This window comes from Brevirhabdus sp., from assembly GCF_052826345.1.
In genome coordinates this window covers 1-13,196 of sequence record NZ_JBRBUA010000118.1, presented here as the reverse complement: position 1 = coordinate 13,196, position 13,196 = coordinate 1, and the positions used below count along the sequence as shown (strand labels likewise).

Below are 13,196 nucleotides of genomic sequence, written 5' to 3'. Positions count from 1 at the left end.
CATCAGATGGCGGCGGTTCGACGTGGCATAGAAGATCACGTTCGACGGCCGCCCCTCGATGCCGCCATCCAGCACCGCCTTGAGCGACTTGTAATGCTGGTCGTCGTGGCTGAACGAAAGATCGTCGCAGAACAGGATGAACCGCGCGTCCGCCGCACGCATCAGCCGCAGAAGCCGCCCGATCGACGGCAGATCCTCACGCTGGACCTCGACGATCTTCAGCGGCGTGCCGTCGGCGAGGACCTGCGCGTGAATCGCCTTTACCAGGGAGGATTTTCCCATCCCCCGCGCGCCCCAGAGCAGCGCGTTGTTTGCCGAATGCCCGCGCGCGAAACGCCGCGTGTTTTCCAGCAACTCGTCGCGCGCGCGGTTCACGCCGACGAGCAGCGACAGATCCACGCGGTTGACCTGGCGCACCGGCTCCAGCCGATCGGGGTCCACGTGCCACACAAAGGCGTCGGCACTGTCGAAATCGGGGGCGGCGAAAGGCGCCGGAGAGATCCTCTCCAGCGCCTCGGCAATACGCAGCATGATGGCTTCGCTCATCAGTCCTTGCGGTCCTTCCTGTCGTCGTCTTCGGTCTCATCGACGTCGCCCGCGCCGGTTTCCCCCTCCTTTTCGGGGAAATCTTCGTCGTGTTCGTCGAACTCGTCGAAGATCGGATCATGCGCTTCGTCGAATTCATCGAACTCCGCATCGGCGGCAGGCCGGGACCCCGGCACGCCCCCGGACGGCGGCACGGTGCCATCGGGCGGGGTAACGTCGTCGTCCTCGTCATCCTCGAACCACAGCCCTTCGGCGCGCAGACGCTCCTCGCGCTTGCGCTCGACACGGCGGACAAGCTGGATCGAAATCTCGTAAAGGCCGTAGACCACGACGAACAGGATCACCTGCGTGATGACATCGGGCGGCGTGACGACCGCCGCCAGCACCAGGATCGCGACGACCGCATATTTGCGCATATCGGCCAGGCCGCGCGCGGAGACGAGACCGGCCTTGCCCATCAGGGTCAGAAGCACCGGCAACTGAAAGCACAGCCCGAATGCCAGGATGAACTTGATCGTCAGCGACAGGTATTCGTCGACCGAACCCTGAAAAGTGATCCCGGCCGCCGCCAGGGGCGCGCTCGCCGGCGGGCCGGTGACGGTGCCGCCCGGCGCGTTGGCGGGATTGACCACATCGGGCACCACCGGCCCTGCGGTGCCGATCTGCTGAAAGCCCAGGAAGAAGTCGAACGCCAGCGGGATGACCACGTAAAACGCAAAGGCCGCGCCGAGGAAGAACATGATCGGACTGGCGATCAGAAAGGGCAGAAACGCGGTCTTTTCGTTCTTGTAGAGCCCCGGCGCCACGAACCGCCACAGCTGCGTTGCGATATAGGGAAACGACAGGATGAACCCGCCCATCAGCGAGATGCGCACCGCCACGAAGAAACCTTCCTGAAGCTTGATCAGGATCAGGCCGCAATCCTGTCCGCGCTCCAGAAGCTGTCCGCAGATCGGCTGCGTCAGGAAATTGAATATCGGGTTCCAGACGGTGAAGCTGATGATCATCGCGATGACAAAGGCCACGGCGGCGCGGATCAGCCGCGTGCGCAACTCTGTCAGATGCTCGATCAGGGGCATCGAGCTGTCGTCGATCTCGTCGGAATTTGTCATTGTTTGGATGCCTTGGACGGCTTGGCCGCGGAGGATCGCGAACCGGCGCCGGTGTCGTTTCCGCTGTCGTTTCCTGTACCGTTCCCGGTCGCAGGCTTGGCGGCGGGTTTGCGGCTGGCGGGTTTCTTTGCGGCCGGCGTCTTTGCCGCCGCGGGTTTCGCCGCCGTCTTTTTGGCCGGTTTTGCGGCCGTGGATCGAGGTGCGGAAGACTTAGCCGTGGCGGAGGACTTGCCCGTCGGCGCAGAGGTCTGCGCCGATGTCTTCGGGGGCGCCTTGGCCGCGGGTTTGGCCGGGGTCTGGTCGGCGGCGCCCTTGGTCAGCGGCGCCTGCGGCACCGGCCGGTCGGGGGTGGCCATCGCCTCGGCACTGCGCGCGGCCGTTTCCTTGGTGATCCGCTGCTCGGCGACGCGTGCGGTCTGGGCCTGGATCTTGCGCGCGGCCTCCGCCCTTTCGGCGGTCAGCTTTGCCGTCTCGGAGCCGATGGCCTTTTGCGTCTTGCCCGGCTCCCACTTCTCGAAGTTGCCGACGGCATCGCGCACCGCGTCGAGCCCCAGCTTTTTGGGGGAGGTGGCATCGCGCAGATCCTTGCCGACATCCTTTACCCCCGCCTCATCGGCGGCGTCTTCCATGGCCTGCTGAAACTCCCGGGCCATCCCTTTCAGCTTGGCGGTAAACCGGCCCAACGTGCGGAACATCCCCGGCAGGTCCTTGGGTCCCACCACGATCAGTGCCACGACGCCGATCACCAAAAGCTCGGTCCAGCCGATATCCAACATTGCGTTGTGTCCCTATTGCCCGCTCAATCCGGTTTTCAGACCTTTTCCTTCTCGGCGGTCTTCTCGGCCTCGATATCGCGCGCGGAGGTCATGGCGCGGTCGTGGGTGATGTCGCGTGCGGCGGCTGATTCGTGGTCGTTCTCTTCCTCGATCTCCTTTGTGCCGTCGCTGACACCGCGCTTGAAGGCGGTGATGCCCTTGCCGACCTCACCCATGAGCGAGGAGATCTTGCCGCGCCCGAAAAGCACGAGCACCACGACGGCGATGAGCAGAAGGCCGGGAAGGCCGATGTTGTTGAGCATGAGTTCTCTCCATTTGCGGTCGGTCCGACCCGGGGCGGGCGGCTGCGACACGCGGGCTGCGGCGCGGGGGCACCTTTGGTACTTTCGACGCCACATGTAATCGCCGGACCGGGCGGGTAAAAGCGCCAATCGGACAATCGGGCGCCGTCGGCGGGGCTGTGAGGCGTAATTTTTGTCACTATTGTGTCAGTTGACGCTTTAGTGTCAATTGGGCACAGCGGTTGGAGACGGCACACCGGGAAAAGAGGCCTCCGGCGGGGATATTTTTGCGACAATGAGTGCGGGAGGGCGCGCGGGTGGCACGCTCGGACAGATTGGCGGAGTTGATGACCATCCTGCGGGACGGGCGGTATCACCGTGCCGAGGATGTGGCGCGGAAGATGGGGGTGTCGCTGCGCACCATCTACCGCGACATGGATACGCTGGTGGCGTCGGGCATCCCCATCGAGGGGCAGCGCGGCTACGGCTACCGCGCCACGGCGGCGATCACCCTGCCCCCGCTGAACCTGAGCATGACCGAGCTCGAGGCGCTGCATCTGGGGCTGGCGGTGGCAGGCGACGCCATCGACCCCGAAGTTTCCGCCGCCGCCAAGAGCCTGTCGGCCAAGATCGACGCCGTGCTGCCGGAGGACCGCAGCGCGCCGCCGACGGGGTTCGGCTTTGCCGCCTATCCGTTTTCGGATGCCGCGGCCGGGTTTCGCTACATGCCGGTGCTGCGCAACGCGATCCGCGCGCGCCAGAAGATCGCGATCACGCTGCGCAATGCCGAAGGCGCGCAGGAAAACCGCACCGTCCGCCCGCTGGCGCTGGATTACTGGGGGCGCGTGTGGACCTGCACGGTCTGGTGCGAGACGCAGAAGGGCTTCAGGCAGCTGCGCATCGACAAGATCGACGAGCTGCGCGTGCTGCAGGGGCTGTTCGTCAACGAGCCGGGCAAGACGCTGGAGGATTATCGCGCGCAGGAAAGGGCCGCTTCGGACGACGGCTGACGCGGGGACGGCTGACGCGGGGACGGGCGCCGCGGGGACGGGCGGCGCGGGCGCAACCAACGCTCAGGCCGTCGGGGCCACCGGAAAGACAAAGCAGCGGTCGCGGCGCACGGTCAGCCACAGGGGCGTGCCTTCGCGCGGCAGGAACACGCCGGGCACGACGGCGTGCAGGCGGGCGCCTTCGAAATCCATGTCGAATTCGACCAGGCTTTCGCGCCCCATGAAGCGCGCGCGCCGCACCAGCCCGCGCGCCGGCACGCCATCGCTTGCGGTCGGGTTCGGCCCCTTGCCCTGGCGATCGAAATCGATGCGCAGGTGCTGCGGGCGGAAGACGATCTCCACCTCTTTGTCCTCGGGCAGGCCGGGGGTCAGGAACTCTCCGAAGGGGGTCTGGGTCAGCGATCCGCGCACCCGCCCCCGCAACACGTTGATGTCGGAGAAGAAGGCGGCCGCGCGCCGATCGACCGGGGCGTTGTAGATGTTGTAAGGCGCACCCTGCTGCACGATCCGGCCCTCGCGCATCAGCGCGATTTCATCGGCCATGCGCATCGCCTCCTCCGGCTCATGCGTGACCAGCAGGACGGCGGTGTCCTCCTCCTTCAGGATATCGAGGGTGGCGTCGCGGATTTCGTCGCGCAACCGGTTGTCGAGCCCGGAAAAAGGCTCGTCCATCAGCATCACCCGCGGGCGGGGGGCCAGCGCCCGCGCCAGCGCGACGCGCTGCTGCTCGCCGCCCGACAGCTGATGGGGATGCTTGGCCGCGAAACCGGCCAGCCCCACCCGTTCCAGCAGCGCCCCCACGCGGTCGGCTTTCTCGCGTCGGCCGCCATGCAGCCCGAAGGCCACGTTGTCGGCCACGCTCAGATGCGGGAACAGCGCGAAATCCTGGAACATCAGCCCGATGGAGCGTTGTTCAGGCGGCACGTCGACCCGATCGTCGGACATGACGCGCCCGTCGACGATAACGCGCCCGCTGTCCTGACGATCGACGCCCGCGATGATGCGCAAGGTAGTGGATTTGCCGCAGCCCGACGGCCCGAGAAGGCAGGTCACATGCCCGGGCGCCACTTCGAACGACACGTCGCCGACGACCCGCCGCCCGTCGAAACTGCGGTTCAGCGCCTCGACCTTGAGCCGCGGCGGCGGGGCGGTCGCGCCGACCTGTGCCTGCCCGGAATTTGCCTGCCCGGCATTTGCCTGTCCGGCTGGTGGGCGCCCGGCCCTTGACTGCCTTTGTGCCTGCTCACGCAATGTTCAGCGATCCTTGCCGTCGGTGATGTACCCGAGCGAATTCATCGGATATGCGGCGGATAGCAGCCTCAGCCCCGATCGGCAAGCGGATGCCGCGCCCCCGCCAGCACCGCGGCAAAGCCCACCGCCAGCACCGCCACGCAGATCACCAGAAGCTGCTCGTATTTGTGCGCCTCCGGCAGGATCTCGGCCATCGCCTGGGTGGAGCGGAAGAAATAGGCCCCCGCCCCGGCGATCGCGGCGACGAAGGCGGTCATGTAGGACCAAAGCGGCACCCGTCGGCGCAGGAAAAGCCCCGTCACCAGAACCGGCGTCAGGAACATCGAGGCCGTGCCGCTGACCGCCACCGCGTCGAACAGCGTGCTGTTGCCCCAAAGCGTCAGCGCGGCCCCCAGCAGCAGAAAGCCGATCATCGCCACGCGCCCGCCCGCCAGGCTGCGCGGCACCAGGCGCAGCTCATCGGCCGACAGCCGCGCCGCCGAGGCCAGCGCGCTGTCGAGCGTCGACAACGCCGAAACCAGCAGCGACACCATCACGGCCGCAAACAGCCAGCCCGGGAACATCAGCGCCCATGTGCCGATCAGCTCGCCCTCGTAAGAGCGGTTTTCCAACGACGCCTGGATGCCGAAGACCCCGAACGCCAGAATGCAGAGCGTGGAGATCCAGAAGGCGTGGAAAAAGCTGCGCCGCGTCACCCGCGCATCCGAGACGAAGCCACGGTCCATCATCACCGGATCGTGGACCGGGTAGGAAAACACCTGCAGGAGCGCCACCCCCAGCAGCAGCCAGCCCGGGCCGGTGCCGCTGGCTCCCTGCGCGGAAACCACCGCGCGCGGGGAAAACCCCGGTCCGGCGACCAGCGCCACGAAAGCCAGCCCGAAGACGGTCAGGAACAACGCCATCTGCACCACATCGGTGCGCAGCGCGGCGGAAAGCCCGCCCCAGGCCGAATAGGCCAGCGCGATCAGCGCGACCACCAGGATCGACACCGGCCCGATCCAGCCGGACTGAGGTGCGAGCGCGGAAAAGATCAGGCCGACGACCAGCAGATTGGCGAAAACCTCCGACAGCAGGCGCAATGCGATGACGCCGTTATAGCTGACCCGCCCCGCCGTGCCGAACCGCGCGCCCAGCCAGTCCTGCACCGAAAGCCGCCCGTCCGCGCGCAGGCGCGACACCACCAGCCCCCCGGTGAGGAAGGAGCCGTAATAGGCTGCATAGGCCAGCGTGCCGGGCATCCCGTAGTAATACCCCAGGATCGCGGAATTCATCAGCGACCGCGCGAAGATCCAGGTGGTGACCTGGCTGAGCGCGAGGGTCCACAGGCCCGGCTCCTTGCCGCTCTCGCCCAGCCCGGCAAAGAACCCCTCGACGCTGGAGCGCCGCGGCGCCACCGCGAAGCTGAGCAGAACCACAAGCGCGAAAACGCCCGTCACAAGGCCGAGATACATCCGGGGACCCTTTCGCAACTCCTGCCGAGGCCCTAGCATTCCAGCGCGGCAAGGCAAAGCGAAGCGCGCGGGCCCACGCAATCGTGACCGCCGCGCGGGGCAGCTGCTCGGTACAAGAGCGCCGCAAAAGGCGCGGCGCAGCCGAGCGAGCCCCGCCGCACCCCATCCTGCGCGAGCTGTGCGCGCTACCTACTGCGCATAGACCTTCAACTCCGGCAGATCGGTCAGGCCGGCGCCCAGCACGCGGAAGGCCGCCAGCGACACCTTCAGCCCGCCGTTTCCGGGGCGCAGCTCGACCTTGGCGCTCTTGCCCGTGGCCGGATTGACGAGCCGCCCCTGAGTGACCTTGTCGACCAGCCGCGTGCTCGCCCAGAACCCGGGATCGGCCGGATCGCCCAGCGATGCGACGGCACGGCCGAGTTCGCGCTCCGACGCGCTTGCGGCGGGGGCCGCCTGGGCCGCGACGCGCTGCGCCTTGCTGGTCGTGTCGAGCGCCTCGGCCGTCGACGAGGCGCCGGACGGCAGGGGCCGCGCCGCTCGGGCCTGCGCGGCGGCTTCGGCCTGAACGGATGTCGGGGGCACAGCGGCGACACGCGGCTGCTTGCCGGGAACCATGTCCTTCATGAGCGCGGCGCTGTCGCCGCAGGCCGTCAACGCACCCGCCGACATCAGCAGCGCGACAGGGATCATTCTTTTTGTCATGCGATTTTCCATCTCAGAACACTATACCGCCCAATCTGGACCTACAACGCGCAGAAGCAACTTGCGGGCGCATCGACGGCTGCATACGTTACCGTCATGATACAGCCCCTCGTCGATCCGTTCCAGCGCGCGATAAGCTACCTGCGTGTCTCCGTCACAGACCGCTGCGATTTCCGCTGCGTCTATTGCATGTCGGAAAACATGACGTTCCTGCCGAAAAAGGAACTTCTGAGCCTGGAGGAGCTGGACAGGCTCTGTTCGGCCTTCGTCCGGCTGGGCGTGCGCAAGCTGCGCATCACCGGCGGAGAGCCGCTGGTGCGCCGCGGGATCATGACGTTTTTCCAGACCATGTCGCGCCACCTCGACAGCGGCGCGCTGGACGAGATGACGATCACCACCAACGGCTCGCAGCTGGAAAAATACGCGGATGATCTGTACGCCGCCGGTTTGCGCCGCATCAACGTCTCGCTCGACACGCTGGACGAGGCGAAATTCGCGCAGATCACGCGGTGGGGCCGCCTGCCTCAGGTTCTGCGCGGCCTCGACGCGGCGCAGCGCGCGGGGCTGAAGGTCAAGCTCAATACCGTGGCCCTCAAGGGCTTCAACGAGGAGGAGCTGTTCACCCTCACCGCCTTCTGCGCGGATCGCGGGATGGATCTGACCTTCATCGAGGTGATGCCGATGGGCGACATCGGCAATGAGGACCGGCTGTCGCAATACTGGGCGCTGACCGACCTGCGCGCGCGGCTGGCCGAACGCTTTACCGTGACCGACCTGCCCGACCGCACCGGCGGCCCCGCCCGCTATGTCCGGCTGGAGGAAACCGGCCAGAAGATCGGCTTCATCACGCCGCTCACCCATAATTTCTGCGAAAGCTGCAACCGGGTGCGGGTTACCTGCACCGGCGAAATCTATACCTGCCTCGGTCAGGAAGGCAAATCCGACCTGCGCGCCCCCCTGCGCGCCAGCGAAAGCGACGTGCAGCTCGAAGAAGCGATTCGCGCCGCGATCGCGCTGAAACCCCGCGGGCATGATTTCGACTATTCGCGCCAACGCCCCGACGGTCAGATGTCGCGCCACATGAGCCACACCGGCGGCTGACGACGCGACCCCTGCCTCTCGGCGCCTGCGCCCTGGTTTCTTCTTGGCCCAAATACTCGATCCGACTCCGCGACCGGAACATCCGCGGGGGCGGCCTCCCGCGGGTCGAGGGCAGATCCGAACACCGGCCGCGCATTCCGCCGGCAGTCGAGCCTGTCCGGGTCAACCAGCCGCGCGCGGCATCCGGGTTTCCACCAGCTCGGCCCACCAGGAACAGCCCGCCGGAATGACATCGTCGTCGAAGTTGTATTCCGGGTGGTGCACGGCGGCGGAATCTCCATTGCCGACAAGGATGTAGGCGCCGGGTTTGGCATTCAGCATGAAGGCGAAATCCTCGCCCCCCATGACCAGCGGCGCCTCTTCGCAGGCGCCCGCGACCTGGCGCGCCACCTCTGCCGCGAAAACGGTTTCCTCGGGCGTGTTGGCCATCACCGGGTAATTGCGCTGATAGGTGACGCTGGCCTTGGCGCCGAACACCTCGGCGGTACGCTCGGCGATCTCCTTGAGGCGACGCTCCGCCAGATCCTGCACCCCGCCGTCCAGGGTGCGCACGGTGCCGCGCAGCACGGCGCGCTGCGGGATCACGTTGAACGCCTTGCTGTCGGTCTCGAAGGAGGTGACGGAAACGACGATCTGCTCCACCGGATCGACGTTGCGGCTGGCGATCGTTTGCAGCGACAGCACGATCTGGCTGGCCGCGATGGTGGTGTCGACCACTTCCTGCGGCTTGGCCGCGTGGCCGCCCCGGCCCTCGACCACGATGTCGAACACATCCGTCGCCGCGAAGAACGCGCCCGGCCGGATCGCGAAGCTGCCAAGCGGCTGCCCCGGCCAATTGTGCATCCCGTAGACCTCCTGAATGCCGAAACGCTCCATCAAGCCATCCTCGACCATCTCGCGCCCGCCGCCGCCGCCTTCTTCGGCGGGTTGGAAGATCACCACGCAGGTGCCGTCGAAATTGCGCGTCTCGGCCAGGTATTTCGCCGCCCCCAGCAACATCGCGGTATGGCCGTCATGACCGCAGGCGTGCATCTTGCCTTCGGTCTTGGAGGCATAGTCGAGCCCCGTCGCCTCTTCGATCGGCAGCGCGTCCATGTCGGCACGCAGGCCCATGACCTTGCCGCTGGCATCGCTGCGCCCCTTGATCACCCCCACCACGCCGGTGCGGCCGATCCCGGTGACGACCTCGTCGCAGCCGAATTCGCGCAGCTTTCCGGCGACGATCCCGCTGGTGCGGTGGGTGTCGAACAGCAGCTCCGGGTGTTCGTGCAGGTCGCGCCGCCATGCGGTGATCTCGGGCAGCAGTTCGGAGAATCGGTTCTTGATGGGCATATGTTCGCTCCTGCGCCGTGGTTCGCTCGTCGTGCCGAAATGGTTCCGGCAGCGACATGTCCTGCCGTGATATGTACGCGGGCTTGGCGCGCAGGGAAAGGGCGCGCGCTCGCCCCGCGGCGGCATCGCCCTAGCTTTCATGCGACCCCGATGCCGAGCCGAAGACGGATGTTATCATGCAGCACGCCCCGCCGCCCTACCGTGGTCCCGCGGCCTATGCGCTGGCCGACTGGCGCAGGACGATCAACGAGCTCTATGCGCGGGTCCGCGCGATGCCCGACCCGGCGGAGGCGCGGGATCTGTGGCTGCGCGTGCGCAGCGCGCTTTTCGCCCACCACCCGCAATCGCCGCTGCCCGACGCCGCGCGCGCGGACTTCACCGATATCGCGACCTTTCCCTATGATCCGGCGCTGCGTTTCGCGGTCGGGCTTGTCCCGCTGAGCGGCGCGGCCATCGCCTTCGATTTGGGCCGGGACGGCAGGCTGGGCGCGCGCCCGCTCGCCCGGACCCGAGGTCTGCACCCCACCCTGGGGGCGGAGCTCAACGTCTGGTGGATCGAAGGCTATGGCGGCGGGCTGTTCATCCCCTTCGGCGACGCGACGAACGGAACGCAGACCTATGGCGGAGGACGCTATATCGTCGATGCGATCAAGGGCGCCGATCTGGGACTGGATGACGAGGGGCGGCTGATTCTCGATTTCAATTTCGCCTACAATCCCAGCTGCGCGCTCAACCCCGCCTTCGTCTGCCCGCTGGCGCCGCGCGAAAACCGACTGCCCGCCCCCGTCGCGGCCGGTGAGCGCGCGCCCTGAGCCGGTTCCTGCGCCGGCGCATTTAAGACCCGTCGTGCCCCCCGCCCCGCCCGGCCCGGAACCCTGATCCGAAGCAACCGGGTCGCGTGGAAAATTCTTCCCCCGCGCCCCGCAAACGCGCGCACGGCGTTCCTCATGCCACGGAGGCTGATCGTGGCCCAATTCTTGATTGTGCAACGAAATCGCGGCATCTGGGCGGTTATATCGCGCCCAGAGGAGTGCCGCCATGTTTGAATCTCTCGGATTTGAGTCCCTGACCCCCGCCGGGGCGTCCGTCATCCTGGGCCTGGCTCTTGGCGTGGCGTTCGGCATTCTTGCGCAGCGCACGCGGTTCTGTTTCCGCCGCTCGATGGTCGCGCCCGCAGGCGAGCGCGGCCGGGCCTTGGGCGTCTGGCTGACGGCACTCGCCGTGGCGTTGCTCGGGGTACAGGGGGCGGTCTATGCCGGTCTGATCGATTTCGCGGGGCACCGCTTTTTCGTCACGGACATGCCGGTCGTGGCAATCGTTCTGGGCGGGCTGATGTTCGGCGTGGGCATGGTGCTGACGCGCGGCTGCATCTCGCGGCTGAGCGTGCTGGCAGGGTCGGGCAATCTGCGCGCGGCGCTGGTCATTCTGGTCTTCGCCGTCGTGGCCCATGCCACGATCAAGGGGCTGCTGGCGCCGCTGCGGGTTGCCTTGGGCAGCTTGACCGTGCCGGTGGGCGATCTGACCGGCTTCGCCGCCCTGCCCGGTGGCGCGCTGCTGTGGACCCTGCTGATCGCCGCCGCGCTGCTGGCCTATGGGCTGCGGTCGGACAACCGGCCCTCGATCCTGGTGATGGCCGCGTTGATCGGCATCCTGGTGCCGCTCGGCTGGGTCGGCACGGGATTCCTGCTGCTCGACGATTTCGATCCCATCGCGATGGAAAGCCTGTCCTTCACCTCCTCCTCGGCCGATTCCCTCTTTTTCGTGATCGCCTCCACCTCGATCTCGGCGGGGTTCGGCACCGGGGTGCTCGCGGGGGTGCTCGCGGGCGGGCTGATCGCCTCGCTTGTCGCGGGGGAATTCGCCTGGCAAACCTTCGAGACACCCGGGCAGACCGGGCGCTATGTCGCGGGCGCGGCCCTGATGGGCATCGGCGGCGTGCTGGCGGGGGGCTGCACCGTGGGGGCGGGGCTGTCGGGCGTGCCGACCCTGTCGTTCGCGGCGCTGCTGGCCATCGTGTCGATCGGGGTGGGCGCCAAGGCCGCGGCGGCGGCGCTGGGGCGGCTCACTCCATCCGTCGGTGAATCCGCCGGAGCATCCACCACACCAGCAGCATTACCGGCGGAGTAAGCAGCGCCGCCAGCCAGGTCTTGTCCAGCGCCAGCGGCTTGCCGAACGGCGCGGCCAGATAGATTGCCAGATTGACCGCGTAATAGCTGATCGCCACCACCGACAGGCCTTCGACGGTCTTTTGCAGCTTCAATTGCAGATCGGCGCGGCGGTCCATGCTGGCCAGAAGCTGCTGGTTCTGCGCCGAGCGGTCGACATCGACCTTGGTGCGCAGCAACTCGCCCGCGCGCATGGCGCGATGCGCCATCGCCTCCAGCCTGCGCTCGGTGGATTTCACCGTGCGCATGGCGGGATCGAAGCGGCGCATCATGAATTCGCCGAAGGTCTGCCGCCCCTTGTGCCGCTCTTCGCGCAGAACGCCGATGCGCTGGTTCACGATCGCCTCATAGGCGCCCGTCGCGCCGAAGCGAAAGCTCGACTGCACCATCAGACGCTCCATCTCCGCCGAGACCTGCAACAGGTCGTGCAATGTCTCCTCGGGGGCGGCGACCTCGCCTGTCGCCTGCGCCATCAGCGCCGACAGGCGCCGGTCCAGCACCTCCAGATGGTGCGACAGCTCCCGCGCACGGCTCAGCCCCAGCATGGACATGGACTTATAGGTCTCGATCTCGCACAGGCGCTGGACGATCCGGCCCACGCGCTGCCCGCCGATACCGGGCTGCACGATCACCGAAAAGCGCTGGTGTCCGCTGCTGTCGATGCGGAAATCCCCCGCGATCAGCGCGGCACCGTCCAGCACGCGGCTCACGGCGATGCTTTCGGGCACGAACCAGGCGCTTAGGTCTTCGTCGATGCCTTCGACGTCGCGCATCGATTCGACCCGGATCAGCGCCGAGGTGATGCGCGTGCCCGAGGCCTGCGCCAACCATTCGGCGGGAAACACGTCGAAGGCCGCCGGATCGAACGGCCGATCCCACACGCCATCGGTGAAGACCGTATAGGTCACGAATTCGGTATGTTGTTCCCACTTCAGCCGGTGCCGTCCCAGATCCCCCGAATAATGGGTGGCGTCGGGCTGTGGGTGCGGCGCGCCGAAGCGGTCGAGCAACATGCGCAGAAGCGCCCGATCCCGCTCGGGATCGCGGCTGGCGGCGTTCTCGGGCTCTTTCAGGGCCAGAAAGACCGCGTGGCAGGGCGCCGTGAGCACGGGGAACGGCCGGGCGTGCAACTCATTGGCAAGGGCATAGCGCTGGGGGTGGTCGCGAAGTTGGCTCATGGCTTTACCTTTGGTTGCGCCGCCGCCGGGTCCACGGTCGGCCTTGCGCCTGTCCATCCCGCAGGCAGCGGGATCGTTCAAGCAAAGACGCCCCATCCGTCGGGACAGGGCGTCATGCGTGTCGTCAGGGCCGCAGATCAGTTCAGCAGGCTCAACAACTTGTTCACCGAGTCCTTGGCATCGCCGTAGAACATGCGCGTGTTTTCCTTGTAGAACAACGGATTCTCGATCCCGGAATAGCCGGTGCCCTGCCCGCGCTTGGACACGAACACCTGCTTGGCCTTCCAGCAT

14 protein-coding genes are annotated in these 13,196 nt (G+C 67.0%); 4 read left to right on the top strand and 10 right to left on the bottom strand.

Going from position 1 to position 13,196, the window contains the following annotated elements; genetic code table 11:
• The 4 genes from ACU0BR_RS14100 to ACU0BR_RS14085 form a co-directional block, all read right to left on the bottom strand.
• On the bottom strand, window positions 1-546 hold a 546-nt coding region (locus ACU0BR_RS14100; protein ID WP_446157468.1), incomplete at its 3' end, for an ATP-binding protein.
• Window positions 546-1,658 carry a twin-arginine translocase subunit TatC gene (gene tatC, locus ACU0BR_RS14095; protein WP_446157467.1) on the bottom strand — a complete coding sequence of 371 codons (1,113 nt, stop codon included), beginning with the start codon at window positions 1,656-1,658 and terminating at the stop codon, window positions 546-548. The genes ACU0BR_RS14100 and tatC, both read right to left, overlap by 1 nt.
• Entirely contained in the window at window positions 1,655-2,434 is a 780-nt protein-coding gene (tatB, locus tag ACU0BR_RS14090) for a Sec-independent protein translocase protein TatB (protein WP_446157466.1), read from the bottom strand. The genes tatC and tatB overlap by 4 nt, the downstream gene beginning before the upstream one ends.
• A 35-nt stretch (window positions 2,435-2,469) precedes the next feature.
• On the bottom strand, window positions 2,470-2,736 hold the full coding sequence (locus ACU0BR_RS14085; protein ID WP_446157465.1) for a twin-arginine translocase TatA/TatE family subunit: 267 nt from the start codon (window positions 2,734-2,736) through the stop codon (window positions 2,470-2,472).
• Window positions 2,737-3,032: 296 nt separating this feature from the next.
• Between ACU0BR_RS14085 and ACU0BR_RS14080 the strand changes: the two genes are divergently transcribed.
• Window positions 3,033-3,725, top strand: a complete 693-nt coding sequence (locus tag ACU0BR_RS14080; protein ID WP_446157464.1) for a helix-turn-helix transcriptional regulator — start codon at window positions 3,033-3,035, stop codon at window positions 3,723-3,725.
• Between the two features lie 63 nt (window positions 3,726-3,788).
• Here ACU0BR_RS14080 and ACU0BR_RS14075 read toward each other — a convergent pair whose 3' ends face one another.
• The 3 genes from ACU0BR_RS14075 to ACU0BR_RS14065 all read right to left on the bottom strand — a co-directional run bounded on the left by ACU0BR_RS14075 (window position 3,789) and on the right by ACU0BR_RS14065 (window position 7,129).
• The gene (locus ACU0BR_RS14075; protein ID WP_446157470.1) at window positions 3,789-4,844 is read right to left on the bottom strand and encodes an ABC transporter ATP-binding protein; all 1,056 of its coding nucleotides are present in this window, start codon (window positions 4,842-4,844) and stop codon (window positions 3,789-3,791) included.
• A 200-nt stretch (window positions 4,845-5,044) separates the two neighbouring features.
• A complete protein-coding gene (locus ACU0BR_RS14070) occupies window positions 5,045-6,427 on the bottom strand; it encodes a sodium:proline symporter (RefSeq protein WP_446157463.1) in 1,383 nt (460 codons plus the stop codon).
• 189 nt (window positions 6,428-6,616) lie between these two features.
• Window positions 6,617-7,129 carry a D-galactarate dehydratase gene (locus ACU0BR_RS14065; protein WP_446157462.1) on the bottom strand — a complete coding sequence of 171 codons (513 nt, stop codon included), beginning with the start codon at window positions 7,127-7,129 and terminating at the stop codon, window positions 6,617-6,619.
• A gap of 96 nt (window positions 7,130-7,225) precedes the next feature.
• Here ACU0BR_RS14065 and moaA point away from each other — a divergent pair, with 96 nt between their 5' ends.
• Window positions 7,226-8,230, top strand: coding sequence for a GTP 3',8-cyclase MoaA (gene moaA / locus ACU0BR_RS14060; protein ID WP_446157461.1), 1,005 nt, complete (start codon window positions 7,226-7,228; stop codon window positions 8,228-8,230).
• A gap of 162 nt (window positions 8,231-8,392) precedes the next feature.
• Here moaA and ACU0BR_RS14055 read toward each other — a convergent pair whose 3' ends face one another.
• On the bottom strand, window positions 8,393-9,562 hold the full coding sequence (locus ACU0BR_RS14055; RefSeq protein ID WP_446157460.1) for a M20 aminoacylase family protein: 1,170 nt from the start codon (window positions 9,560-9,562) through the stop codon (window positions 8,393-8,395).
• A gap of 176 nt (window positions 9,563-9,738) precedes the next feature.
• Between ACU0BR_RS14055 and ACU0BR_RS14050 the strand changes: the two genes are divergently transcribed.
• The gene (locus tag ACU0BR_RS14050) at window positions 9,739-10,374 is read left to right on the top strand and encodes a DUF1684 domain-containing protein (RefSeq protein WP_446157459.1); all 636 of its coding nucleotides are present in this window, start codon (window positions 9,739-9,741) and stop codon (window positions 10,372-10,374) included.
• 226 nt (window positions 10,375-10,600) lie between these two features.
• Window positions 10,601-11,689 (top strand): YeeE/YedE family protein, encoded by a 1,089-nt coding sequence (locus tag ACU0BR_RS14045; protein ID WP_446157458.1) that lies wholly within the window; start codon window positions 10,601-10,603, stop codon window positions 11,687-11,689.
• Here ACU0BR_RS14045 and ACU0BR_RS14040 read toward each other — a convergent pair.
• Together ACU0BR_RS14040 and ACU0BR_RS14035 are read right to left on the bottom strand one after the other, a co-directional pair.
• Complete coding sequence (locus ACU0BR_RS14040) at window positions 11,625-12,905, bottom strand: DUF3422 family protein (protein WP_446157457.1); 1,281 nt, start codon at window positions 12,903-12,905, stop codon at window positions 11,625-11,627. The two genes, ACU0BR_RS14045 and ACU0BR_RS14040, sit on opposite strands and share 65 nt — an antisense overlap.
• 137 nt (window positions 12,906-13,042) lie before the next feature.
• A partial coding sequence (locus ACU0BR_RS14035; protein WP_446157469.1) for an NAD(P)(+) transhydrogenase (Re/Si-specific) subunit beta occupies window positions 13,043-13,196 on the bottom strand: 154 nt, incomplete at its 5' end.